The organism is Pseudomonas sp. MOIL14HWK12:I2 (assembly GCF_000510745.1).
Lineage (GTDB): Bacteria > Pseudomonadota > Gammaproteobacteria > Pseudomonadales > Pseudomonadaceae > Chryseomonas > Chryseomonas oryzihabitans.
Map to the genome: position 1 here is coordinate 22,163 of NZ_AZOA01000007.1, position 21,971 is coordinate 44,133.

Genomic DNA, 21,971 nt, shown 5'->3' on the forward strand with positions numbered 1-21,971 from the left:
TTGTACTGCGGTGACGAGACGAAGCAGTTCTAAACTAGCGCTGCCCGTTACGGCGGCGCAGGGTGTCCAGGGTGACGGCCAGGGCGATGACGATGCCGATGATCACCTGCTGCACGAAGGGCGAGACCCCCAGCAGATTCAGGCCGTTGCGCAGCACGCCGATGATCAGCACTCCCACCAGGGTGCCACCGACGCTGCCGACGCCGCCGCTGAGGCTGGCGCCGCCGATCACCACCGCGGCGATGGCATCCAGCTCCATGGACAGGCCGGCGCTGGGCTGGGACGAATCCAGCCGCGCCGCCATGGCCACCGCGGCCAGACCCGCCAGGGCGCCGCTCAGGGCATAGATCCAGATGGTGATGGTGCGCACCTTGATGCCCGACAACCGCGCCACCTCGGCGCTACCGCCCATGGCATAGAGGTTGCGGCCACCGGCGCGAAAGCGCAGGAACACCCAGGCCACCAGCAGCATCAGCAGGAACAGCCCGACGGTGACCGAGAGGAAGCCGAAGTGTCGCACCGTGGCCAGGCTGGTGAACCAGTCCGGAAAGCCGACGATCTGGCGACCGTCAGTAAGGATGTTGGCCAGGCCGCGGGCCACCGACATCATGGTCAGGGTGGCGATGAAGGCGGGCAGCCGGGCGCGGGCGATGAGCAGGCCCGAGACCAGGCCGCAGGCCAGGCCGCCGAGGATGGCGGCGGGAATCGCCAGACCCAGCGGCCAGCCGATGTCCTGATAGAGCCAGCCCAGCAGCATCATGGAAAAGGCCAGTACCGAGCCCACCGACAGGTCGATGCCGCCGATGACGATGACCAGGGTCATGCCGATGGCCAGGATGCCGAGCACGGTCACCTGGTCGAGGATGTTGAGGGCGTTGCGCACGGAGAAGAAATACTCCGAGGCAAAGGAGAACACGGCGATCAGCAGCGCCAGGCCGATCAGCGGACCGCCGACGTTGCGCGGCAGGCGCAGGGCCAGGCGGGCGAGGGGCTTGGCGGGTGGCGAGGCGGTCGGGGCTTTGGCGTCCACGCACTTCTCCTGAGGTTATTGTTCTTGTGTTCGGCTCGTCTGAATATTTATGCGTGCCTGATTTTTAATTCAGACTCCGCCTGTTCCGGATGGAAGTCAAGCGCCTTTTCATCGCCGCATGCCGAACGCGATGGCCTCGGCAATCCCGCATCCTGCCGCGCATTCTATCCGCTCACCCGGTCGCCGACGGCCTTCATGGCTATTGACGGCCTTCCGGATTGAGGTCTAAATGATAAATATATTTTCAGTGACGAATAAATATTCATAAGACGCCCACTGAAACCTCGGCAGGCGTCTGCTCCACTGCAGCTTCGGATACCCGAGGGGGTCGCCTGATGAATCCGTTCCAGTACGACGTCGCGCAGATTCGCGAAAAGGCCCGGCTGATCCGCCGGCGCGTCATCCAGCTCAACGCCGCTTCGCCTGCCGGCGGCCACACCGGGGCGGATCTGTCGGAGACCGACATCCTCGCCACCCTCTACTTCCGCCTGCTCGACGTCGCCCCGGAACGCCTCGCCGATCCCCGGCGCGACATCTACATCCAAAGCAAGGGCCACGGCGTCGGCGGCCTCTACTGCTGCCTGGCCGAAGCCGGCTACTTTCCGCCGGAATGGCTCGACACCTACCAGCACTTCGACTCCCATCTGCCGGGCCACCCGGTGCGGCAGAAGACCCCCGGCATCGAACTCAACACCGGCGCCCTCGGCCACGGCCTGCCCGTGGCCACCGGGATCGCCCTGGCCGCGCAACGCGATGGCAGTCCGCGCCGCGTCTATGTGCTGACCGGCGATGGCGAACTGGGCGAGGGCTCCAACTGGGAGTCGGCGCTGACCGCCGCCAAGTACCGGCTGGACAACCTCACGGTGATCGTCGACCACAACCGCCTGCAACTGGCCGGCCCCACCGCGGAGATCCTGCCGCTGGAGCCCCTGGCCGAGAAATGGCGCGCCTTCGGCTTCCATGTGGTCGAGTGCGACGGCAACGACGTGGCCCAGCTGGTGGAGACCCTGGAAGCCCTGCGCGAACACCGCGGCCAGCCCCAGGTGCTGATCGCCAACACCGTCAAAGGCAAGGGGGTTTCCTTCATCGAAGGCAAACCCGAATGGCACCACCGGGTGCCCAAGGGCGACGAGATCGCCGCTGCTCTGGAGGAGCTCGACCATGGCCACTGATACCCAGACCCCGGGCGAAGCCCATCTCGCCAGCGTCATGGTCGAGGCCTTCATCGCCGCGGTGGACGCCGGCGTCGACCTGGTGCCGGTGGTGAGCGATTCCACCTCCACGGCCAAGATCGGCCCCTTCGTCAAACGCTTCCCGGAGCGCCTGGTCAACGTCGGCATCGCCGAACAGACCCTGGTCGGGGTGGCCGCCGGCCTGGGCCTGGCCGGCAAGGTGGCGGTGACCTGCAACGCCGCGCCCTTCCTGATCTCCCGCGCCAACGAACAGGTCAAGGTGGACGTCTGCTACAACAGGTCCAACGTCAAGATGTTCGGCCTCAACGCCGGGGCCAGCTACGGTCCCCTGGCCAGCACCCACCACAGCCTCGACGACATCGCCGTGATGCGCGGCTTCGGCCACGTGGAAATCTATGCCCCGGCCGATGGCGCCGAGTGCCGGCAGATCGTCGAACACGCCCTGGCCCATGACGGTCCGGTCTATATCCGCCTGGACGGCAAGGCGCTGCCCGATCTGCACGGGCCCGACTATCGCTTCGTCCCCGGTCAGGTCGACGTGCTGCGCCAGGGTCACGACGTCAGCCTGGTGGCCCTGGGTTCGGTGGTCCACGAGGCGGTGGACGCCGCGCGGCTACTGGCCGAGCAGGGCATCAGCGCCCAGGTGATCAACCTGTCGTCGATCCGGCCGCTGCAGCGCGAGGCCTTGCTCGAAGCCCTCTGCGCCGCCCGCGGTGGGGTGGTCACGGTGGAAGAGCACAACGCCAATGGCGGGGTGGGCAGCCTGGTCGCCGAGGTCATGGCCGAGGCCGCGCTGGGCGTGCCGCTGATCCGCCTGGGCATCGCCGATGGCGAGTATGCTGCCGCCGGTGGCCGGGGGCCGACCCGCGCCAAGCACGGCATCGATGCTGCCGGGATCGTCGCCGCGGTGCAGCGCCTGCGCTGAGCTCTGGCGTAGTGAGCCGATAAGGACAAGGAGCCGCCATGGCCGCCGAACCGCTGATCCTCGCCCTCGACGAGGGCACCACCAATGCCAAGGCGATCCTGGTGGATCGCGCCGGTCGGGTCGTGGCCCGCGGTTCCCGGCCACTCACCGTCCAGCATCCGCAAGCCGGCTATGCCGAGCAGGACCCCCTGGCCATCTGGCAGGCCCTGCAGGGCGCCATCGGCGACTGCCTGGCCCAGGCGGACGCGCCCCTGGCGGCCATCGCCATCAGCAACCAGCGCGAATCCGCCCTGGCCTGGGAGCGCGGCAGCGGCCAGTTGCTCGGCCCCCTGGTGAGCTGGCAGTGCAAGAGATCCCAGCCGCAGTGCGAAGCCTTGCACGCCGCCGGGCAGGGCGAGCTGATCCGCGAGCGCAGCGGCCTGGCGCTGGACCCGATGTTTTCCGCCGGCAAATGGCGCTGGCTACTCGACCAGATCCCCGACGGCACGGCCCGCGCCGCCGCCGGCGAGATCTGCCTGGGCACCGTGGACAGCTGGCTGCTCTGGCAACTCAGCGGTGGTGCGAGCTTTCTCATCGACGCGGCCAACGCCGCCCGTACCCAGTTGCTCGATCTGCGCGGCGGTGACTGGGATCCGCAGCTGCTGAGTCTGTTCGGCATTCCCCGGGCGGCCCTGCCAGAGATCCGCCCCAGTGCCGGCTGCTTCGGCGAGACCCGCGCCCAGGGTCCGCTGCCGGCCGGTCTGCCAATCCTGGCGATGATCGGTGACTCCCATGCGGCGCTGTTCGGCCAGGGCGGTTTCGTCCCGGGCAAGGTCAAGGCCACCCTGGGCACCGGTTCCTCATTGATGACGCCCATTGCCGAACCCGTGGTCTCCGCCCATGGCCTGGCCACCACCCTGGCCTGGCGCCTGAGGGATACGGCGACCTTTGCCCTGGAAGGCAACATCGTCCACACCGGCGCCGCCGTGGGCTGGACGGCGCGGCTGCTGGGGGGCGCCGGAGAGCTGGAGGCCCTGGCCGCCGAAGCCGCTGCGCTGCCGGACAACGGCGGCGTCTACTTCGTCCCAGCGCTCGGTGGCCTGGGTGCGCCGCACTGGCGGGCCGAGGCGCGTGGGCTGTTCTGCGGTCTCAGCGAGAATTGCGGACGGGCGCACCTGATGCGTGCGGCGCTGGAGGCCATCGCCTACCAGATTCGCGATGTCTTCGACGCCATGCAGCAAGACAGCCCGACGGCCCTGGACGAACTCTGGGTGGACGGCGGCGCCACGCGCAACGAATGGCTACTGCAATTCCAGGCCGATCTCCTGCAGCGCCCGGTGATCTGCAGCCTGTCGCCGGAGGTCTCGGCCCTGGGCGCCGCCCACCTGGCCGGCCACGCCCTGGGCTGGTGGCAGGACGCCGCGGCCCTGGCCGATCTCGAACGGCCCCGTCGCCGCTACGAACCCCGCGCCAACGCCGTGCCCGACCTCTATGCCGGCTGGCGCCAGGCGCTGGCGCGGACGCTGCGGTAGGATTCCGGTGTTTTGCTGATCGCGGCCATGGGCCGCTCCTACAGGATGTCCGGCTCCTGTAGGAGCGGTCGCTACGGCGCACCGGCATGGCCGCGATTTGGCGGGATCAGCCCCGTAGCCTTTTCCAATGGGACACCGTGGCGAGGGGCGCCCTCACCCCAACCCTCTCCCCGAGGGAGAGGGGGCTGTCCGAGCAGGCGGTTGGCTGCATTCGTCCCGGCAGGAGCGGGGTCGACTAGCGCGGTGCTGCCCGTAAGAGCAGCCCGGGATGACTCAGGTCGGCAGGGTCATGAAGATCTGGGTGCCCTGGCCGGGGCGGGAGACCACGCCGATGCGGCCGCCGTGCTGGCGGATGATTTCCTTGCACAGGGCCAGGCCCAGGCCGGCGCCGCCCTTCTGGCTGCCGATCTGCACGAAGGGCTCGAATACCCGGCCCTGCTGGGCGTAGGCGATGCCCTCGCCGTTGTCCTGCACCGCCATCAGCAGCTGCTCGTTCTGGCGCATGGCCTGGATGACGATACGGCCGCCGGCCGGGGTATGGCGCAGGGCATTGCTCAGCAGGTTGTCGAACACCCGGCTCAGTTGCTTGGGGTCCAGGCTGACCCGTGGCAGCGGCGTATGCAGCAACTCGACGGCCAGCTCGACATCGCGCTCGCGGGCTTCGTCGACATGGCGGGCGCGGGCTTCCTCCAGCAGGTCGCCGATCTCGCTCGGCAGCTTTTCCGGACGCTGCAGACCGCTCTGGTGGCGCGAATAGTCCAGCAGGTCGTTGATCAGCTGCACCAGGCGATGGGTCTCCTCGTCCACCGTCTGCAGCAGAAAGGCCTCGCGGGATTCCGGCGCCACCTTGAGGCGTTCGCGCAGCAGACCGAAGGCCATGTGCATGCCGGTGACCGGGGTGCGCAATTCGTGGGAGGCGCGCAGGACGAATTCGTTGCGCACCCGATCGAAGGCGCGCTGCTCGGTGACATCGCGCAGCACCATCAGCGCACCCACGCTGCGGCCGTCGGCGTGGTTGACCGGGGTCAGACTCCAGGCCAGCAGCCGCACCTCGTCGTCGACGCGGATCTCCAGGTCTTCGGGCGCCGCGTCCAGGGCGCCGCCGGCCAGCACCCGTTGCACGCTGGTCTCGATTTCCGGCCGTTCCAGGGCGGCGATCAGGGATTCGCCCAGGTGATTCTCGTTCCAGCCCAGCTGGCGGCAGGCCACCGGATTGGCGTGCTCGATGTTGCCCTGGGGATCCAGGATCACCAGGCCGTAGTCGATGCTGTCGAGCACTGCCTGCAAGCGCCGCTGGCCGGCCACCAGGGCCTCGACATTGGTCTGGCTGAGGCGGTGCAGGGCCTGGGCCATGTTGCCGAAGCGGCGGCTGAGCAGGGTGAACTCGGCGATCTGCGAGGTGGGCAGCTGGACGTCGAAGTTGCCCTGGCTGATGCGCTCGGCGGCCTTGGCCAGGCCGTCGATGGGCCCGGTGAAGCGCCGGGCGATGCCGTTGGCGGTGACCACCCCGGTGACCAGGATGGCCACGCCGATCAGCGCCAGCAGCAGGGCGATGATCACCGCCCGGTCATGGGCCTCGTCCTGCATGCGCTCCAGGGTTACCACATAGCTCTTTTGCAGGTCGTAGATACGATTGCGCAGGGCGTCGAGGGTCTGCTGGAAATCCGGATCGGCGCGCAACTGGTTGTAGCCGCCGGGTGGGGAGCGCAGATAGTCGGCGAAGCGCTCGTAGCGGCGCTTGACGTCTTCCAGTACCGCCAGTTGCTCGGGCTTGTGCATCTCGCCCTGGACCATTTGCAGATTCTGTTCGAAGCGCTGCTGGGCAGCGACCAGAACCTGGGGATCCGGGGCACCGTCGAGCATCTGGAACAGGCTGTTGCTCAGCTCCTGGCGCATGTTCAGCGTCAGGTTGATGAAGTCCAGGTTGCTGCGGGTCTGGACGCTCTGCTCGCGGGCCAGGTGCAGGACGCTGACCAGGCCCACCAGCAGCCCGATGAGGGCCACGGCGATCAGGGCGGAGATGCTGAGAAAGAGGCGGGTGTGCAACTTGATCGGCAGCTTCATAGCCCGTACTGCTTGCGTTTTCGATAGAGCGTGGAGGCGTCGATGCCCAGCGTCTTGGCGGCCTGGTCGAGGGTCTCGCTGGTGGCCATCACCGCGGCGATGTGGGCGCGCTCCAGGGCTTCCAGACTCAGCGCCTCGCCGACCCGCGGTGCGCTGGCGGCGCCGCTGCTGGCCGGGCTGTCACCCAGGCCCAGGTGGTTGACATCCACCAGGTCCTGGCCGCAGATGATGCTCGCCCGCTCGATGACGTTGCGCAGCTCGCGGACGTTGCCCGGCCAGCCATAGTTGCGCAGGGCCTCCAGGGCCGCCTCGCTGAAGCCGTGGGCGGGTCTGTTGTAGTCCTTGACGAAGCGGGCGAGAAAGCGCTCGGCCAGATCGACGATGTCTTCCTTGCGCTCGCGCAGCGGCGGCAGGTTGAGCACGATGACGTTGAGGCGATAGAGCAGGTCTTCGCGGAATTCGTTTTCCGCCACCATCTGTTCCAGGTTGCGGTTGGTGGCGGCGAGGATGCGCACGTCAGCGCGACGGGTCACCGGATCGCCGACGCGCTCGTATTCCTTGTCTTGGATGAAGCGCAAGAGCTTGGGCTGCAGGGCCAGGGGGAAGTCGCCGATCTCGTCGAGGAAGAGGGTGCCGCCATCGGCCTGGCTGACCCGGCCGAGGGTGCTCTCGCTGGCCCCGGTGAAGGCGCCGCGGGTATGGCCGAACATCTCGCTTTCCATCAGATCGGCGGACAGCGACGGGCAGTTGATGGTGACGAAGGTCTTCTTGGCGCGGCGACTCCAGGCGTGGATGGCGCGGGCCAGTTCGCCCTTGCCGGAACCGGACTCGCCGAGGATCAGCACGTTGGCATCGGTGGTGGCGACCTGTCGGGCGGTCTCCAGGATGCTCATCATCGCCGGGCTGCGCGAATCGAGACCGGCGCTGGACTTGCGTACCTCGCCCTCGAGGGCCTCCAGGCGCGCCGAGAGCTGGCGGAATTCCAGCTGCTTGGCCGCCGCCATGCGCAGCTGATCGGGACTGCAGGGCTTCACCAGGTAGTCGGCGGCGCCGGCCTGCATGGCGTCCACCGCGGTGTCGATGGCCGAGTGGGCGGTGACAATCACCACCCGCATCCAGGGCGCCTGGATGCGCATCTGCTGCAGCACGTCCAGACCGTTGTCCGCGCCCAGGCGCAGGTCGAGAAAGCAGAGGTCGTAGACCTGGCGCAGGAGCAGGGCCTCGGCCTGGGCCGCGCTGTTGGCCGTGGCCACGCTGTAGCCGGCGTCTTCCAGGCAGAAACGAAAGGTCCGCAGGATGGCGGCTTCGTCATCCACAAGAAGGATACGACCGCTGGTTTGTTCCATGACGGGAGAACTCCAGGCCGCAGGGGCCGAAACGCGCTAAAGGACAGAGCTGGCAGTTAGTCCATCATACATCGTGCAAGTTGCAATCCGCAGGACCATCGGGCAATCCGGGCAGGCCGTCACGGGCATCGTGCAGATCGCAACCCGCCGGGGAGAAAGTGGCAAAAAGCAGATTTTTTGGTGGGCAATGGAAGGTTTCGGGCTCCCTTTCCCCGTTGCGCGGTCGAGCGGACTGGCCCGGTGCCTCCAGATCAGCCCCTGGCCATCATGCAAAACGCAATGGTTCAGGCGTTGCACCTTGCAAGGTGCAAGTGCAGGCGCCTCTGCCCAAAAGCATAAGTTGTTGTTTTTAAAGGAAAAAATAGTTTTCGAAAAGCTGGCACGCAGTCTGCAATCTCCTTGGCAAGCCGGCCTCAGGGCCAACGGATTGCAGGAGATACCCGATGATCAGCCAGACCCTTCGCAAGCACTTGGTAGGTACTGCGCTCTTCGCTTGCTTCGCCAGCGCCGCCGTCGCCGCCCCCCAGGGCCAGGACGTCAGCCGCGAACAGGCACTCATCGCATCCACCCGCATTGCTGCCCAGGCCATGGTGCCCGCAGCCAAGCCGCTGGCAAGTCAAGGCCGTGGGGAACTCAAAGCCATCCCGGCACAGTCCAACGGTGACCGTCTGGTGAAGCAGACCCGCTGGGTATTCTGAGGTCATGACCATGATGTGGATGCTGCTGATGATCGTGTTGTTCGTTGCAGCGGCGGTCGTACTCGGGATGTTGCTCAGTGCTTTGATGATGGGTCGTGCGCTCAATCAGACGCACAACCTCAACGGTCTGGATCTCGATCTGACCGATGTGGAACCACGGATGGCGAGTCTGGATACCCAGGATTTCGCTAATAAAACCACTGCTCGCTGGACAGGTGCTGTCGTCCGCTGAGTGCACTTGCAATACATAGGAGAAACACCATGCTGAGCTGGGCTATCACTTTCCTGATCATCGCGATCATCGCAGGCGTCCTGGGTTTCGGTGGCATTGCCGGTACCGCCACCAGTATCGCCAAGATCCTGTTCGTGCTGTTCCTGGTGCTGTTCGTGGTGTCGTTCTTCATGGGTCGCCGTCGTCCCTGACGGCTGGTCCGTGAGCAACACAAGCAGCCGGTCGTGATGACCGGCTGCTGAGGCTCTGTCATCGGATTGCAGCTTTAAGCCGATTCAATGGACAACCTCTAAGTCGTCTCCTAATCCGAGACGCAAGGGCCACATGGTCGGGACGCTCTGCAGTAGGGGAGGGTTCCAAGAGTACAGGGAGTACTTTCGCACTCGCGGCGGACTGGGCTGGTTACGACCACACCCCTGAATTCGACCGGTTTCGTCTCTAGCGAAACCCGCCGACGTCAGGGGTGTTGTCGTTTGGGAGAGGCAAAAGTCGGACGTTCGGCCGGATTCAACCCTGCCAGAAGGCGTCCCACCAGGAACGCTCGCCGCGAGCGTCTTCCAGAACCACCGTACAGGTGGTGCCGGCCGCCAGCAGCAGGCCCTCGGGCAGCGGGTCCAGGGCGATGCGCACCGGCACCCGCTGGGCCAGGCGTACCCAGTTGAAGGTGGGATTCACATCGGCGGTGAGTTCACGACTCTGGGGGTTGTCCCGGTCATAGATGCCGCGGGCGATGCTTTCCACGTGGCCCTGCAGCGTCTGGCCGCTCATCAGGCGCATCTCCGCCGCTGCACCGACCCGCACATGGGGCAGCTTGGTCTCTTCGAAATAGCCATAGACCCAGAACGAATGGGCGTCGATGACGGCCAGCTTGGGCGCGCCCGCGGCGGCATAGTCGCCCTTGAACACCGAGAGGTTGGTGACGTAGCCGTCCACGGGGGCCAGCACCCGGGTGCGCTTGAGGTTCAGGCGCGCCGATTCCAGCTGGGCCTGGGCCTGGCGCAGATCGGCCTCGGCGGCCAGGGCCGCGCTGCTGGCGTCTTCACGATTCTCGCGAGAGACCACCAGGCTGTCGATGTCGGCGCGGCGGCGGGCGTTCTGCTGACGCATGGCCAGGGTGGCCTTGCGCGCGGCGACCGAAGCCTCGGCCTGATGCACGGCGATATCGTAGTGTTCCGGATCGATCTGCAGCAGCAGGTCGCCCTTGTTGACCCACTGGTTGTCGCGCACGGCGATCTCGGTCACCAGGCCCGCCACGTCGGGCGCAATGGTGATGACCTCCGCGCGCACCCGGCCGTCGCGGGTCCAGGGATCGTTCATGTAGTGCACCCAGAGCAGCCGACCGAGGATCAGCGCCAGGCAGACCACCAGCAGGGTAAAGAGCACGCCGAAGAGTTTCTTGAGGATCATGGCAGGAGTCCTAGCGATAGACGCACAGCGCCAGGGCGCAGTAGAGGCAGATGAACAGGGCCAGGCGCAGCAGCGCCGGATGCCAGACGACGTGATAGAGACCGACCGCGGCGAGCACCCGGTCCAGCGCCCAGGCGAGCAGGGCGGCGACCAGGAACAGCACCGTCACGGTGGGCAGGTAGAGGCCGTGGAAGGCGATTTCACGTGGCATGGGGGATCTCGAGATAGCGGGCCAGCGGCCCCTGGGGATCGAGCAGGGCGCTGCGGATGAAGTGCAGGTCGCTTTGCACCTGGCGCAGCGGCGACTCGTCATAGGGCAGTTCCGGCGGTTCGGTCACGACCGTCACGGCGGCCAGGGCCGCATCCACCGCCGCCAGCGCCCGGCGCAGATTTTCCGCGCCGGGCTTGAGAAAGAGACGCACCAGGGCGCGTCCGAGCACCCGGATGGCCTGGCGCCAGGCGCTGCCCTCGGCATAGCGTGGCGCGTTCGGCAGGCGCGCCTGCAGCTGGCGCAACTCGATCACCGCATGGCCGATTTCCAGCACCGCGAAGGCCCAGCCGATCAGGCGCCGCTGCGCCGCGCCGCGCCCGGCGCTGACGCCATAGGCCTGGTTGAGCAGATCGCGGGTCTGGCTCTCGAAGGCCGGTGCCAGGTGCGGCAGCGGCGCGCTCACCGCCCGCACCAGCTGCTGGCGCAGGTCCCGTTCCAGCCGGCGCCACAGCCAGGGGCTGTTGGGCGGCAGCAGCACCGCAGAGACCGCCGCGGTGATCACCATCGACAGGACCACGGCGATGCCGTTGTTGATGAAGGCGTAGGCGTCGTAGACCGGCGGATTGTCGGGAATCGAGGTGAAGCAGAAGAACACCAGGCAACCCAGGCCATAGCCCATCCAGCCCGGGCGCAGGGAGATCCAGGTGCCGAGCATGAACACTGGCGCCAGGGTCAGCAGCAGCAGCGGCAGGCCGGTGATCCAGGGAAAGACGAAGAAGGTCAGAAAGAAGCCCAGCACCACGCCGCCACTGGCGCCGACGGCCATCTGCAGCGCGGTGCGCTTGGGATCCGGCGAGGCCGAGGCCAGCGCCGAAACGGCCGCGGCGTTGAGCGCCAGCATGCCGCCGCTGGGATAGGCACTGGCGATCCAGAAGGCGCCCAGCACCAGCACCAGAAAGGCGCTGCGGATACCCGTGACCGCCGCGCCCAGGGCATTGGCCTTGGCCACGAAGCGCGGCTTCCACTGCTCGCGACTGTGCCGCGGCGCGGCCAGGGAGGCGTGGGTCTGCAGATAGCCGTGCCATTCGCCGGTAAAGCGAAAGAGCAGCTCCACGGCGGTCTCGAAGTCGCGCCGGTCGGTTTCGCTCAAGGGCGGCAACTCGGCGCGCAGGGCGCGAATGCGCGGCCGCAGCCCCTGGTGCAGCTGTTCCAGACGCGCCGCCGCAGTCAGGGCCGCGCGGTCGGTGAGCGCCTGGCCGCGCCATTCCTCGAACAGCTCCAGCAGCGGCGCCCAGAGGCGTTCGAGGGCCGTCAGTGGCAGCTGGGCGTCGCGTTCGCGCAGGCGCATCAGCAGGCGGCTGAGGGCATGCAGGCGGGTGGTCAGGCCCATGAATTCGGCATTCAGCCGAGCCAGGCGGCCGCTGCGCATGCGCATGTGCGGGTCTTCGAAGGCCGAGGCGCTGCGCAGGCTTTCCAGCCCCACGGCCTCGGCGGCCAGGCGTACGCCCGCGGCTTCCAGAGTGGCCCGGTCGAGCCGCCCGCGCAGGACGTCGGCTGCCAGTCCGGCGAAGCCGCCCATGCGCCGATAGAGGGTCGCGCGCATGGCCGTGGCGCTGGTCTGCGGAAAGACCGCCGCACTCACCGCGCCGCTGCAGAGCACGCCCAGGGTGATGGCCAGCACCCGCATCACCGCCGACATGAAGGCGGTGTCGGCATTGAGCGCGGCAGGGATGCCGATCAGCGCGGCGGTATAGCCGGCCAGCATGCAGGCATAGCTGCGAAAGTCCCGGTAGCGCGCCGAGCCGGCCACGCAGAGGCCGATCCACAGCGCCAGAAAGATCAGGAAGGGCACCCGTTCCTGGGCGAACAGGGCGATCAGCACCAGCATCACCGCCAGTCCCAGCAGGGTCCCCATGACCCGGTAGAAGCTCTTGGCCAGGACCTGGCCGCTCTGCGGCTGCATGACGATGAACACGGTGATCACCGCCGAACTGGGGTGCGGCAATTGCAGGCGCATGGCCAGCCAGAGGGTCAGGCTGGCGGCGAGCAGCATCTTGGCCTGGTAGAGCCAGAGGCTGCCGTCGCTGCGCGCCCAGGCGCCGAGGGCCTGGCGCAGCGGCGCGCCGGCGGTGGTGCCGGCACTCACCGGGGGGCTCGCTCGACGGCCACGCGCGCCGGCACCAGGTCGTGGTCGCCCGGGCCGCGTTCGAGGTCCGCGCCGCCGCCGAGGGCGACCAGGGCAGCGGCCTGGGCGGCCAGGCGCAGGGCATGCACCTGGGCGGTGACCCGCTCCTGGGCGAACAACCGGGTCTGGGCGTCGAGCACGTGCAGGTAGTCGGTCAGGCCGCGGCGAAAGGCCTCGCGGGCGATGTCGTAGGTGCGCTGGGCTTCCTGGCTGGCCTGGTCGGCGAGGGTGGCCTGCCTGGCCGCCGAGTCGGCCTTGATCAGCGCATCGGAGATGTCCTTGAGGGCGTCCACCAGGGTCTGGTTATAGGCACTGACCGCCATGTCGTAGGCCGCCGATTCCGCGCCGAGACGACTGCGCAGGGCGCCGCCGTCATAGATCGGCAGGGAGAACGCCGGGCCGATGAAGGAGCCGGTCTTGGCGTGGGTCAGCATCTCGCTGAGGCGGCCCAGGGTCAGGAACTGGCCGACGTTGGCCACCAGGTCGATGTTGGGATAGAAGCTGGCGCGGGCGACGTCCACGCCCTTGGCCGCGGCGGCGATCTGCCAGCGGCGTGCCACCACGTCGGGGCGCTTGCCGACCAGTTCCAGGGGCAGACTGCTGGGCAGGCGTGGCGCCGCGCCCAGGGTCAGGCGCGGCCGCTGCAGGCGGGCGCCGGCACCCGGGCCCTTGCCGGCCAGGGCGGCGAGCTGGTTGCGATCCAGCGCCAGGGTCTCGTCCAGGGCTTCCAGCTGGCGTTCGGTCTCGGGCAGCAGGGCGCGCGCCTGGCTGACCTCGAACTGGGTGCCGAGGCCACCGTCCAGCTGACGCTGGGCCAGGTCGGCCAGTTGCCGCTGCTGCTCCAGGGTGGCGGCGAGGATGTCGCGCTGGTCGTGGTGCAGGGCGAAGCCGATGTAGCTGCGGACGATGTTGCCGGTCAGCTCCAGTTCGGCGGCGCGGACCTCGGCGGCTGCCTGATGGGCCTGGTCCAGAGCCTGGGCGCTGGCGTCGCGCTCGCGGCCCCAGAAGTCCAGGGCATAGCTCAGGCCCAGTTCGGCATTGTTGTTCCAGGTGGTGCGATCGGCCAGCTCGCCCGGGCCATAGAAGCCGTCGGTGGGCCAGCTGTAGCGCTTGAAGGCGCCCTTGCCCTCGACCTGCAGGGCTTCCCGGGATTCGGCCAGGCCCGCCAGGGACTCGGCGCGGCGCACCCGGGCGGCGGCCGTGGCCAGGCGCGGGTTGTCGGCCAGGGCACTGCCGATCCAGGCATCCAGCTGGGGATCGCCATAGGCGCGCCACCACTGGCGCTCGGGCCAGGCGGCCTGGCCGGCGGCGGCCTGGATGGCGGCGTCGGTGGCCAGCGCCTGATCGTCGAGACGCTGCGCCTGGGGCGCGTTGTGACCGGTACCGATACAGCCGGCCAGCAGGGTCGCGAGGGCGACCACCGTGAGCGCAGGCCAGGCTCTGCTAGAGAAAGGCGACACGTGGGGGTCCGTTGGCAACAAGGCCATACCGGCGTCTGGCTGAGAGGGCGCAGCGCGGTAGGCGAGATGAGCTGGAACTGAAGAGGACGCCGGTAGGAGATGCCCGCGAACCGAGCGGTCAGCGGACGTTACCATTAGGCTGCTAACGATTCTATAAAATTCCAGGGTGGCCGATTAGCGCGCGAACCGGCGAATCTTTGTTTCACATACTGAAATAATATGGAGAATGACGCTTTTCCCGACTGTCGAGGCGGCATGGACACCCTGCACAACATGCGCGTTTTCGTCGCCGTGGTGGAGAGCGGCAGCTTCACTGGGGCGGCCCAGACGCTGCAGACCACCACGGCTCACGTCTCCCGGGCGGTGGCCCATCTGGAAACCCATCTGCGCACCCGCCTGCTGCACCGGACCACGAGACGCATCGCCCTGACCGAGGCCGGCCAGCGCTACCTGGCGCGCTGCGAGCAGATCCTCGCCTATGTCGAGGAAGCCGAAGCCGAGGCCGGGCACGCCCAGGCGCGCCCCGAGGGACGGCTGCGGGTGCACAGCATGACCGGCATCGGTCAGCACTACGTGATCCGCGCCATCGCCGGCTATCGCGCCCTGCACCCCGAGGTGCGCTTCGACCTGACCATGGCCAACCGCATTCCCGATCTGCTCGAAGAGGGTTTCGACCTGGCCATCGTGGTGGCGGCCGAGCTACCCGATTCCGGCTTCGTCTCCCAGCAGATCGGCCACACCTACAGCATCCTCTGCGCCTCGCCCGCCTACCTGGCGGAGCATGGTCAGCCACAGACGCCGGCGGAGCTGGCCGACCACGCCTGCCTGAGATTCATCAGTCCGGTGGTGTCCTTCGACCGCTGGCACTTCGAGGGCCCCAACGGCCCTGAGACCTATCGCATCGGCGAGACCCCCTTCCAGGTCAACGTCGGCGACGCCATGACCGAAGCCCTGCGCCAGGGCCTGGGCATCGGCGTGCTGCCGCTCTATTCGGCGGTGGACGGCCTGCGCGACGGCAGCCTGGTGCGGGTGCTGCCGGCCTATCGCCTGCAGCGGCTCAATGCCTATGCGCTCTATGCCTCGCGGCAGTACCTGGATGCCAAGATCCGCACCTGGGTGGCCTATCTGCGCGAACAGATCCCCGGGGCGCTGGAAGCGGACGAGGCGTTCGTGCGGGCCGTCAGCGAAGTCGTCGGCCAAGCGCATTGAGATCGACGGGCCCCTTGGACTAAGCTCGGAAGAGACCGGGCCGCGCGCCGGGCCATAGTTAGTAAGCTATTGAAATATCGCCCGGTATTGCGGTCCTGAGGGCGACAGGATGGGTGCTCGACGGCACACTCTGCCATCGTCGAGGTCCATGTCCCGAGTCGGTGCCCACGCCGACGGACCGCCGTGCAGGACGGCCGGATCACGCAGGCGGTCAGGGACCGCCGTCAGCGCCACGGGAGTCCAATGAGCGCCCCAGCAGGACCCACTCTGAGATTCGCCGACCAGCCGCTCAAGGGCATCGCCCTGATCTGCCTCGCGGTCTGGCTGTTCGCCTCCCACGATGCCCTCTCCAAGTACCTGTCCGGCTTCTATCCGGTAGTCATGGTGGTCTGGGCCCGCTACCTCTCCCACACCCTGCTGATGATGGGCATCTTCATCCCGCGCTCGGGACTGGCGGTGATCCGCACCAAGCGACCCGGCCTGCAGGTGCTCAGGGCGCTGTGCCTGATCGGTTGCAGCCTGTTCTTCACCACCGGGCTGCGCTATCTGCCGATGGCCGAGGCCACGGCGGTCAACTTTCTCGCCCCGCTGATGGTGACGGCGCTGTCGGTGCCGCTGCTCAAGGAAACCGTGACCCGCAGCCAGTGGGCGGCGGTGCTGGCCGGCTTCATCGGGGTGCTGATCATCGTGCGGCCGGGCGGCCAGCTGTTCACCCCGGCGGTGCTGCTGCCGGTCTGCTCGGCGGTGTGCTTCGGTCTCTACCAGCTGCTGACCCGCCTGCTCAGCGGCATCGACAGCCCCACCACCAGCAACTTCCTTACCGGCATCATCAACACCCTGGTGCTGAGCAGCGTGGTGCCCTTCTTCTGGGAGATCCCGACCCTGACCCACGGCTTCATGCTGGCCCTGCTCGGCCTCTTCGGCATGTCCGGCCACCTGCTGCTGACCCAGGCCTTCCGCTATGCGCCACCGGCGCTGCTGGCGCCCTTCAGCTACGGCCAGATCGTCACCGCCGGCATCATCGGCTATTTCGTCTTCGGTCATGTGCCGGACAGCGGCGCGCTGATCGGCATCCTCATCATCTGCGCCAGCGGCCTGGCGGTGGCTTGGCAGCAGAGCCGCAAGGCGTCCAAGGCCAAGAAGGCCCGGGCGGTGCCGGCGACGCAACCCGAGGCGCTGCCGGAGGTGGTGGCCGATGCCGCCGCGGGCGCTCCGGCTCAGCGCAGTCCGTAATCGGCGATGATGCCGACGAGGATCGCCAGCCCCGCCCAGTGGTTGTGCAGGAAGGCCTTGAAGCACACCAGAGGATCACGGTCGCGGGTGACGTGGAATTCCCAGGCGAAGCAGCCGGCCGCCACCACCAGGCCCAGGTAGAAAGGCAGGCCCAGGCCGAAGCGGCCGCCGGCCAGCGCCAGGCAGAACAGGGTCAGGCCCTGCAGGGTGGCGATGATCACCCGGTCGGCGTCGCCGAACAGGATGGCGGTGGATTTCACCCCGATCTTGAGATCGTCTTCGCGGTCGGCCATGGCGTAGTAGGTGTCGTAGCCCACCGTCCAGATCACATTGGCGACGAACAGCAGCCAGGCCGCCGCCGGCAACTCGCCGGTCTCGGCGGTGAAGGCCATGGGCATGCCCCAGGAAAAGGCCGCGCCGAGCACCGCCTGGGGGTAGTAGGTGTATCTCTTCATGAAGGGATAGAGCGCCGCCACGCCCAGGGCGCCAAAGGACAGCCAGACGGTGGTGGCATTGGTGCAGAGCACCAGGCCGAAGCTGAGCAGCACCAGCACGACAAAGAACAGCAGGGCTTCCTTGGGCGAGATGCGCCCGGTGGCCAGGGGGCGGTTCTTGGTGCGGGCGACGTGGCCGTCGAAATTGCGGTCGGCGAAGTCGTTGATCACGCAGCCGGCCGATCTCATCAGCACCACGCCGAGCACGAAGATCAGCAGATTCTTCAGACTCGGCACGCCCTCGGCGGCGATCCACAGCGCCCAGAGGGTGGGCCAGAGCAGCAGATAGATGCCGATGGGACGGTCCAGCCGGGTCAGCTGGACGAAGTCGCGGATGCGCTCGCGGCGGGGGCGCGTGGCGATCACCCGGGCGCTGGGCTCGGGACCGCGGGGCGCGGCGGGACGGCGATCACGGGGACGGGAGGCGTTCTTTTTCATCGGACGGCTGCATGGCGAAGGGCCCGGCGATTATAGGGGCCCTGGGATTTCGCCGCTGCCGTCGTGATGAGTCGACCCGCCCTCGCGCCGCGCGTGCGGCCAGAAGGCCGGCAGGAAGACCTCGCCCACCAGGATCGCCAGGGGACCGCGCCGGAACACCGAGCGCCGGGCCCAGCAGGGCGTGGTGGCCGCTCCTGCGGGCAACCAGGCCAGCGGATAGCGACAGGCCTCCAGTGGTCCGCGGACAAAGGCCGGCGCCTGGAACAGCCAGTGGCCGAGGGGGCGCTCGCCCAGCGCCGCCAGGTCGAAATCCGCCGCTTCCAGGGCTTCGCGCGCCGCCACGCTGCGGGCGAAGACCCAGGCCTCGCCGGCACCGCGCAGCCAGACCTCGCGCACCCAGCCAGGGCTGGCTGGCGGCACCTCCAGCGCCTGGCACTCGTCCGGCCGCAGCGCTTGCCAGCCTTCGGCGATCACCTCGACGGCGAAGCGCCCGCCACTGAGGGCGGTCAGGCGTTCGGTGAGGGAGCCGCGGTCGGCATAGAGCCAGCCGCACGGCGCCTCGGAATGATCCGGCTCCGCGCCGGCCGCCGCCTGGGTCCGCCAGCGCGGGGCGCCGTCACAGGCCCCAGACATTGCCCAGGGTGCTCAGCAGGGAGGGCTGGGTACCTTGCTTGCCGAGATAGCCGAGGATCACCTGGGCGAACTGGCTGGTCATGCCGCTGTTCATGCCCAGGGCGTTGAAGGTCTTGTCGACGTCCTGGCGGCTGTCGACATTGCCCAGCAGGCTGCCCAGCGGACTCTGCTTGGCGTCCTGACCACCACCGCCGAGCAGACTGCCCAGGCCGCCCAGTTGCGCCAGGCCGCCGGTGGCATTGGCGCCGGCCAGTTGGTCCAGTCCCGGCACGGCCTTGGCCAGCTGGCGATAGTCGTTGCCCACCAGCTGATTCTTGGCCAGGCCGAGCAGGGCGCCGGTGCCGCCCACCGCCTGTTGCGGGGTGACGTTGAGCTGGCTGGTCAGCGCCTGCAGCAGGCCTTGGGCCTGGGGCGTGGCCGCCGCGGCGGCGGTGGCCTTGGCGTTGTTGTTGCCGTTGGCGCTGTTGTAGGCGTTGACGGCGTCGTTGAGGTTGAAGGCGAACACCGGGCTGGCGGCGAGCACCAGCGGCAGGGCGAGAACGGACAGACGCATGGGCGGACTCCAGCGGGTTGCGTGAAAGGTCAGAGGATAACCCGGCGGCGATGACCACAGACTGAACGGCGTCCCTGCAGGGAGCGGACGCTGCGGTTATCATCGCCGTTTTGCCGGGAGAACCGCGATGCTCAACGGGTTGTGGCTGGGCTTCTTCATCGTTGCCGGGATCAGCGCCTTCGGCCAATGGCTGGTCGCCGGCAACGCCGGAGTCTTCGCCGCCATGGTGGAGAGTCTGTTCGCCATGGCCAAGCTGTCGGTGGAGGTCATGGTGCTCCTGTTCGGCACCCTGACCCTCTGGCTCGGCATCCTGCGCATCGCCGAAAAGGCCGGGCTGGTGGACGCCCTGGCGCGGCTGCTCGGGCCGCTGTTCGCCCGGCTGATGCCCGAGGTGCCGCGCGGCCATCCGGCGCTGGGGCTGATCACCCTCAACTTCGCCGCCAACGGCCTGGGTCTGGACAACGCCGCCACGCCCATCGGCCTCAAGGCCATGCGCGCCCTGCAGGAGCTCAATCCCAGCAGCACCACGGCGAGCAATGCGCAGATCCTCTTCCTGGTGCTCAATGCCTCTTCGCTGACGCTGTTGCCGGTGACGGTGTTCATGTACCGCGCCCAGCAGGGCGCCACCGATCCGACCCTGGTGTTCCTGCCGATCCTGCTGGCCCACACCTGCGCCAACCTGGTGGGGCTGTTCTCGGTGGCCTTCATGCAGCGGCTGAAACTCTGGGATCCGGTGGTGCTGGCCTGGATCGGCGGCGGCGCCCTGGCCTTCGGCGCCTTCGTCGCCTTTCTCTTCACCCTGACCGCCACGGCGCTGGCCGGGTTGTCCTCGCTGCTCGGCAACCTGACCCTGTTCGGCATCATCCTGGCGTTCATGATCCTTGGCGCCCTGCGCAAGGTGCCGGTCTACGAAGCCTTCGTCGAAGGCGCCAAGGAAGGCTTCGACGTCGCCAAGTCGCTGCTGCCCTATCTGGTCGCCATGCTCTGTGCGGTGGGGGTGCTGCGCGCTTCCGGCGCCCTGGAGGCCGTTCTCGAAGGCATCCGCCATGCGGTGACCTTCCTTGGCTGGGACACCCGCTTCGTCGAGGCGCTACCCACCGCCCTGGTCAAGCCCTTCTCCGGCAGCGCCGCCCGCGCCCTGCTGATCGAGACCATGCAGACCCACGGCGTGGACAGCTTTCCAGCACTGGTGGCGGCGACCATCCAGGGCAGTACCGAGACCACCTTCTATGTGCTGGCGGTGTATTTCGGCGCGGTGGGCATCCAGCGCGCCCGCCATGCGGTGGGCTGCGCCCTGCTGGCGGAATTCACCGGGGTCACGGCCTCGATCCTGATCTGCTACTGGTTCTTTGGCTGAGCCTTGGGCTCCAGCTCGACCATCCACTCGTCCTGCACCATGCGCCGCTGGCGGCGCGTGGTCAGCTGCTGGGTCTGCCAGTCCTCGGCGATCAGCGCGCAGTAGTGGCCGTCGTGCTGGCCCAGGCGGAAGCGCCGGCGCACCCCGATGGGGTCGTGGTCCGAGCCGTAGAAGGCCACCGCGCGGATCTCCAGGCCCTCGAACACCCAGCCCTCGGGCGGCCGGTGGTCTTCCAGGGTCAGGCCGTTGTACTCGGCGGCGCGGCGAATCAGGCCCTGGAAGGTGCCGATGTGGGTGAAGTCGCCAGTGTTGAGCGGTCCCTGGTGGGTGGCCTGGCCCAGCACCAGATCGGGATCGACGTCATCCTGGCCACTCTCGCGGATATCGGTGACATCCGTGTAGAGCGTCTCGCGATTGGTCTTGAGGATCACCGTGAGCTGGTTGATGAACACCGGCTCGGCGCTCATGTTGGACAGCAGGCAGAGGGCGCCCACGCCCTTGCCGGCGCCGCGGTTGATGATCAGCCGCGGCTGGCGCTGGCGCTTGTAGTTGTTGAGCAGGAGCTGCGCATAGAGCACCCAGACGCCCAGGGTGCAGCACTGGGCGAAGAGCGTGAGGACCTGGGAATTGTCTTTCAACCACTGGAACATGGGAGCACTTCGCTGAACGGAATGACCATCGGAAATACCGTTCGGGTTCCAGGTTCCACCGCTTCGCTGGCCAAAGGGCCGCGCTGAGAACATCGCCACAGCGCGGGCGTCCAAGCCTGAGAGGTCATCACGCCAAGGAAAACCGCCATGCTGCGTCTATCGCTCCTCTGCTGCACCACCCTGCTGAGCACTGCCGTGCTGGCCGAACCCCTGTCCTGCGATCAGCTCAAGGCCGACATCGAGGTCAAGATCCAGTCGGCCGGGGTGACCGCCTATACCCTCGAGGCCGTCCCCAATGCCGAGGTGCGCGATCCCAACATGGTGGTGGGCAGCTGCGCCAACGGGACCTACAAGATCCTCTACCAGCGCAACGACTGAACCCCCGGACCGGGGGACAGACCGTTCATCCGCTGGATGCTTGTACAGTTCCGCTTGGCTTAGTACTGTTTGCGCATACAGTATTTAGCCAAGAGGGTAATGCCATGTCGCCGTTCGCCCGGATTCGCCACGCTCTGTCCCTTGCCCAGCCCGCGCCGCGCTGGATGGAACGCGAGGATTTCCTGCGCATGAGTCGCCAGCTGCGCGAGCAGAAGGGCCGCCCGCTGACGGTCCGCACCCAGGATCGCAGCCAGGACGACTGGCTCAGCGTGCCTGCCTAGTAGCCCTTCGCCCGACCGTGCCGGCCGCTCTGCCAGCCGTGGTCAGAAGGGCGAGCAGATGCCGCGCTCGGAACTCACCAGTTCGCGCGCGCCGTCGTAGAGGGTGATCTGACCCTGGCCAAAGGTGTTCTCGGCCTCCAGGCGATAGCGCCGGCCGGCCTGGAAGTCTGGGTAGTCCAGTTCCAGATAGCACTGGATCTGCAGCGGTTCGCGCCAGCCGAAGCGCGAACCGAAGCCACCGCCGCCATAGAGTTCGTAGCGATAGCTCACCTTGAGGCTGTGGCTGCCGGGGATGAGCTGGAAGTAGCGGCCGTCGTCGAGACGCTTGCCGTCCTGGGCCTCGGCCAGCAGCGAGGCGCCCACCGCGGGTTCGCGCAGCACCAGATCGACCCACGCCTGGTGGGGATCCTTGGGGGGCAGCGGCGTGGTGCAGCCGCCGAGCAGGAGCAGCAGGGGGACCAGCAGGCGCAGACGCATGGACGG

General features: G+C 67.8%; 23 protein-coding genes. 11 read left to right on the forward strand and 12 right to left on the reverse strand.

Annotation, left to right across the window (positions count from 1 at the left end; genetic code table 11):
* Nucleotides 1-34: 34 nt before the first annotated feature.
* Nucleotides 35-1,030: an ABC transporter permease gene (locus PSK12I2_RS0103180; protein ID WP_027597271.1), complete on the reverse strand. Its 996-nt coding sequence runs from the start codon at nucleotides 1,028-1,030 to the stop codon at nucleotides 35-37.
* 335 nt (nucleotides 1,031-1,365) lie between these two features.
* Here PSK12I2_RS0103180 and PSK12I2_RS0103185 point away from each other — a divergent pair, with 335 nt between their 5' ends.
* The 3 genes from PSK12I2_RS0103185 to PSK12I2_RS0103195 are packed head-to-tail and all read left to right on the forward strand — an operon-like array spanning nucleotide 1,366 to nucleotide 4,659.
* A complete protein-coding gene (locus PSK12I2_RS0103185) occupies nucleotides 1,366-2,202 on the forward strand; it encodes a transketolase (protein ID WP_027597272.1) in 837 nt (278 codons plus the stop codon).
* Complete coding sequence (locus tag PSK12I2_RS0103190) at nucleotides 2,192-3,148, forward strand: transketolase family protein (RefSeq protein ID WP_027597273.1); 957 nt, start codon at nucleotides 2,192-2,194, stop codon at nucleotides 3,146-3,148. The genes PSK12I2_RS0103185 and PSK12I2_RS0103190 overlap by 11 nt, the downstream gene beginning before the upstream one ends.
* 38 nt (nucleotides 3,149-3,186) lie before the next feature.
* Nucleotides 3,187-4,659 (forward strand): FGGY family carbohydrate kinase, encoded by a 1,473-nt coding sequence (locus tag PSK12I2_RS0103195; protein WP_027597274.1) that lies wholly within the window; start codon nucleotides 3,187-3,189, stop codon nucleotides 4,657-4,659.
* Between the two features lie 273 nt (nucleotides 4,660-4,932).
* Here PSK12I2_RS0103195 and PSK12I2_RS0103205 read toward each other — a convergent pair whose 3' ends face one another.
* Nucleotides 4,933-6,723 carry an ATP-binding protein gene (locus PSK12I2_RS0103205; protein ID WP_027597275.1) on the reverse strand — a complete coding sequence of 597 codons (1,791 nt, stop codon included), beginning with the start codon at nucleotides 6,721-6,723 and terminating at the stop codon, nucleotides 4,933-4,935.
* Complete coding sequence (gene algB / locus PSK12I2_RS0103210; protein ID WP_027597276.1) at nucleotides 6,720-8,069, reverse strand: sigma-54-dependent response regulator transcription factor AlgB; 1,350 nt, start codon at nucleotides 8,067-8,069, stop codon at nucleotides 6,720-6,722. The genes PSK12I2_RS0103205 and algB overlap by 4 nt, the downstream gene beginning before the upstream one ends.
* A gap of 443 nt (nucleotides 8,070-8,512) precedes the next feature.
* Between algB and PSK12I2_RS0103215 the strand changes: the two genes are divergently transcribed.
* The 3 genes from PSK12I2_RS0103215 to PSK12I2_RS24470 are packed head-to-tail and all read left to right on the forward strand — an operon-like array spanning nucleotide 8,513 to nucleotide 9,190.
* The gene (locus PSK12I2_RS0103215; protein ID WP_007160204.1) at nucleotides 8,513-8,767 is read left to right on the forward strand and encodes a hypothetical protein; all 255 of its coding nucleotides are present in this window, start codon (nucleotides 8,513-8,515) and stop codon (nucleotides 8,765-8,767) included.
* 10 nt (nucleotides 8,768-8,777) lie between these two features.
* Nucleotides 8,778-8,999 (forward strand): hypothetical protein, encoded by a 222-nt coding sequence (locus tag PSK12I2_RS0103220; RefSeq protein WP_169742414.1) that lies wholly within the window; start codon nucleotides 8,778-8,780, stop codon nucleotides 8,997-8,999.
* Between the two features lie 29 nt (nucleotides 9,000-9,028).
* Entirely contained in the window at nucleotides 9,029-9,190 is a 162-nt protein-coding gene (locus PSK12I2_RS24470) for a DUF1328 domain-containing protein (protein WP_007160206.1), read from the forward strand.
* Between the two features lie 316 nt (nucleotides 9,191-9,506).
* Here PSK12I2_RS24470 and PSK12I2_RS0103230 read toward each other — a convergent pair whose 3' ends face one another.
* Genes PSK12I2_RS0103230 through PSK12I2_RS0103245 form a run of 4 tightly spaced genes read right to left on the reverse strand, consistent with a single transcriptional unit; the run spans nucleotide 9,507 to nucleotide 14,262 of the window.
* On the reverse strand, nucleotides 9,507-10,406 hold the full coding sequence (locus tag PSK12I2_RS0103230; protein ID WP_027597278.1) for an HlyD family secretion protein: 900 nt from the start codon (nucleotides 10,404-10,406) through the stop codon (nucleotides 9,507-9,509).
* Between the two features lie 10 nt (nucleotides 10,407-10,416).
* Complete coding sequence (locus tag PSK12I2_RS0103235; RefSeq protein WP_007160208.1) at nucleotides 10,417-10,617, reverse strand: DUF1656 domain-containing protein; 201 nt, start codon at nucleotides 10,615-10,617, stop codon at nucleotides 10,417-10,419.
* Nucleotides 10,607-12,763 carry an FUSC family protein gene (locus PSK12I2_RS0103240; protein WP_027597279.1) on the reverse strand — a complete coding sequence of 719 codons (2,157 nt, stop codon included), beginning with the start codon at nucleotides 12,761-12,763 and terminating at the stop codon, nucleotides 10,607-10,609. The genes PSK12I2_RS0103235 and PSK12I2_RS0103240 overlap by 11 nt, the downstream gene beginning before the upstream one ends.
* Nucleotides 12,760-14,262, reverse strand: a complete 1,503-nt coding sequence (locus PSK12I2_RS0103245) for an efflux transporter outer membrane subunit (RefSeq protein ID WP_037007491.1) — start codon at nucleotides 14,260-14,262, stop codon at nucleotides 12,760-12,762. The genes PSK12I2_RS0103240 and PSK12I2_RS0103245 overlap by 4 nt, the downstream gene beginning before the upstream one ends.
* 255 nt (nucleotides 14,263-14,517) lie before the next feature.
* Between PSK12I2_RS0103245 and PSK12I2_RS0103250 the strand changes: the two genes are divergently transcribed.
* Together PSK12I2_RS0103250 and PSK12I2_RS0103255 are read left to right on the forward strand one after the other, a co-directional pair.
* Nucleotides 14,518-15,471 (forward strand): LysR family transcriptional regulator, encoded by a 954-nt coding sequence (locus PSK12I2_RS0103250; protein ID WP_027597281.1) that lies wholly within the window; start codon nucleotides 14,518-14,520, stop codon nucleotides 15,469-15,471.
* Nucleotides 15,472-15,714: 243 nt separating this feature from the next.
* On the forward strand, nucleotides 15,715-16,704 hold the full coding sequence (locus PSK12I2_RS0103255) for a DMT family transporter (protein ID WP_027597282.1): 990 nt from the start codon (nucleotides 15,715-15,717) through the stop codon (nucleotides 16,702-16,704).
* On the opposite strand, the gene ubiA is transcribed toward PSK12I2_RS0103255, so the two are convergent.
* From ubiA to PSK12I2_RS0103270, 3 genes are read right to left on the reverse strand one after another with little or no spacing between them, the layout of a single operon-like run.
* Nucleotides 16,689-17,636 carry a 4-hydroxybenzoate octaprenyltransferase gene (gene ubiA, locus PSK12I2_RS0103260; protein ID WP_037007492.1) on the reverse strand — a complete coding sequence of 316 codons (948 nt, stop codon included), beginning with the start codon at nucleotides 17,634-17,636 and terminating at the stop codon, nucleotides 16,689-16,691. The genes PSK12I2_RS0103255 and ubiA overlap by 16 nt on opposite strands.
* Nucleotides 17,637-17,666: 30 nt before the next feature.
* Nucleotides 17,667-18,269 (reverse strand): chorismate lyase, encoded by a 603-nt coding sequence (locus tag PSK12I2_RS0103265; protein ID WP_027597284.1) that lies wholly within the window; start codon nucleotides 18,267-18,269, stop codon nucleotides 17,667-17,669.
* A complete protein-coding gene (locus PSK12I2_RS0103270) occupies nucleotides 18,253-18,822 on the reverse strand; it encodes a DUF2780 domain-containing protein (protein WP_027597285.1) in 570 nt (189 codons plus the stop codon). The genes PSK12I2_RS0103265 and PSK12I2_RS0103270 overlap by 17 nt, the downstream gene beginning before the upstream one ends.
* 127 nt (nucleotides 18,823-18,949) lie before the next feature.
* Between PSK12I2_RS0103270 and PSK12I2_RS0103275 the strand changes: the two genes are divergently transcribed.
* Nucleotides 18,950-20,179, forward strand: a complete 1,230-nt coding sequence (locus tag PSK12I2_RS0103275) for a nucleoside recognition domain-containing protein (RefSeq protein ID WP_007160216.1) — start codon at nucleotides 18,950-18,952, stop codon at nucleotides 20,177-20,179.
* Here PSK12I2_RS0103275 and PSK12I2_RS0103280 read toward each other — a convergent pair.
* Nucleotides 20,161-20,829, reverse strand: a complete 669-nt coding sequence (locus tag PSK12I2_RS0103280) for a hypothetical protein (RefSeq protein WP_007160217.1) — start codon at nucleotides 20,827-20,829, stop codon at nucleotides 20,161-20,163. The two genes, PSK12I2_RS0103275 and PSK12I2_RS0103280, sit on opposite strands and share 19 nt — an antisense overlap.
* Nucleotides 20,830-20,976: 147 nt before the next feature.
* Between PSK12I2_RS0103280 and PSK12I2_RS0103285 the strand changes: the two genes are divergently transcribed.
* Together PSK12I2_RS0103285 and PSK12I2_RS25015 are read left to right on the forward strand one after the other, a co-directional pair.
* The gene (locus PSK12I2_RS0103285) at nucleotides 20,977-21,207 is read left to right on the forward strand and encodes a DUF1161 domain-containing protein (protein WP_027597286.1); all 231 of its coding nucleotides are present in this window, start codon (nucleotides 20,977-20,979) and stop codon (nucleotides 21,205-21,207) included.
* Nucleotides 21,208-21,311: 104 nt separating this feature from the next.
* Nucleotides 21,312-21,488: a hypothetical protein gene (locus PSK12I2_RS25015; RefSeq protein WP_177324633.1), complete on the forward strand. Its 177-nt coding sequence runs from the start codon at nucleotides 21,312-21,314 to the stop codon at nucleotides 21,486-21,488.
* A 42-nt stretch (nucleotides 21,489-21,530) separates the two neighbouring features.
* Here PSK12I2_RS25015 and PSK12I2_RS0103295 read toward each other — a convergent pair whose 3' ends face one another.
* A complete protein-coding gene (locus PSK12I2_RS0103295) occupies nucleotides 21,531-21,965 on the reverse strand; it encodes a hypothetical protein (RefSeq protein ID WP_027597287.1) in 435 nt (144 codons plus the stop codon).
* Nucleotides 21,966-21,971 lie beyond the last annotated feature (6 nt).

Bases quoted from the DNA above. Each gene is read 5' to 3' on its own strand.
- PSK12I2_RS0103230 (WP_027597278.1), bottom strand. From the start codon at position 10,406: ATGATCCTCAAGAAACTCTTCGGCGTGCTCTTTACCCTGCTGGTGGTC.
- PSK12I2_RS24470 (WP_007160206.1), top strand. From the start codon at position 9,029: ATGCTGAGCTGGGCTATCACTTTCCTGATCATCGCGATCATCGCAGGC.
- PSK12I2_RS0103185 (WP_027597272.1), top strand. From the start codon at position 1,366: ATGAATCCGTTCCAGTACGACGTCGCGCAGATTCGCGAAAAGGCCCGG.
- PSK12I2_RS0103190 (WP_027597273.1), top strand. From the start codon at position 2,192: ATGGCCACTGATACCCAGACCCCGGGCGAAGCCCATCTCGCCAGCGTC.
- PSK12I2_RS0103220 (WP_169742414.1), top strand. From the start codon at position 8,778: ATGATGTGGATGCTGCTGATGATCGTGTTGTTCGTTGCAGCGGCGGTC.
- PSK12I2_RS0103205 (WP_027597275.1), bottom strand. From the start codon at position 6,723: ATGAAGCTGCCGATCAAGTTGCACACCCGCCTCTTTCTCAGCATCTCC.
- PSK12I2_RS0103275 (WP_007160216.1), top strand. From the start codon at position 18,950: ATGCTCAACGGGTTGTGGCTGGGCTTCTTCATCGTTGCCGGGATCAGC.
- PSK12I2_RS0103215 (WP_007160204.1), top strand. From the start codon at position 8,513: ATGATCAGCCAGACCCTTCGCAAGCACTTGGTAGGTACTGCGCTCTTC.
- PSK12I2_RS25015 (WP_177324633.1), top strand. From the start codon at position 21,312: ATGTCGCCGTTCGCCCGGATTCGCCACGCTCTGTCCCTTGCCCAGCCC.
- PSK12I2_RS0103250 (WP_027597281.1), top strand. From the start codon at position 14,518: ATGGACACCCTGCACAACATGCGCGTTTTCGTCGCCGTGGTGGAGAGC.
- PSK12I2_RS0103265 (WP_027597284.1), bottom strand. From the start codon at position 18,269: ATGTCTGGGGCCTGTGACGGCGCCCCGCGCTGGCGGACCCAGGCGGCG.
- PSK12I2_RS0103255 (WP_027597282.1), top strand. From the start codon at position 15,715: ATGAGCGCCCCAGCAGGACCCACTCTGAGATTCGCCGACCAGCCGCTC.
- PSK12I2_RS0103285 (WP_027597286.1), top strand. From the start codon at position 20,977: ATGCTGCGTCTATCGCTCCTCTGCTGCACCACCCTGCTGAGCACTGCC.
- algB (WP_027597276.1), bottom strand. From the start codon at position 8,069: ATGGAACAAACCAGCGGTCGTATCCTTCTTGTGGATGACGAAGCCGCC.
- PSK12I2_RS0103295 (WP_027597287.1), bottom strand. From the start codon at position 21,965: ATGCGTCTGCGCCTGCTGGTCCCCCTGCTGCTCCTGCTCGGCGGCTGC.
- PSK12I2_RS0103280 (WP_007160217.1), bottom strand. From the start codon at position 20,829: ATGTTCCAGTGGTTGAAAGACAATTCCCAGGTCCTCACGCTCTTCGCC.
- ubiA (WP_037007492.1), bottom strand. From the start codon at position 17,636: ATGAAAAAGAACGCCTCCCGTCCCCGTGATCGCCGTCCCGCCGCGCCC.
- PSK12I2_RS0103270 (WP_027597285.1), bottom strand. From the start codon at position 18,822: ATGCGTCTGTCCGTTCTCGCCCTGCCGCTGGTGCTCGCCGCCAGCCCG.
- PSK12I2_RS0103235 (WP_007160208.1), bottom strand. From the start codon at position 10,617: ATGCCACGTGAAATCGCCTTCCACGGCCTCTACCTGCCCACCGTGACG.
- PSK12I2_RS0103195 (WP_027597274.1), top strand. From the start codon at position 3,187: ATGGCCGCCGAACCGCTGATCCTCGCCCTCGACGAGGGCACCACCAAT.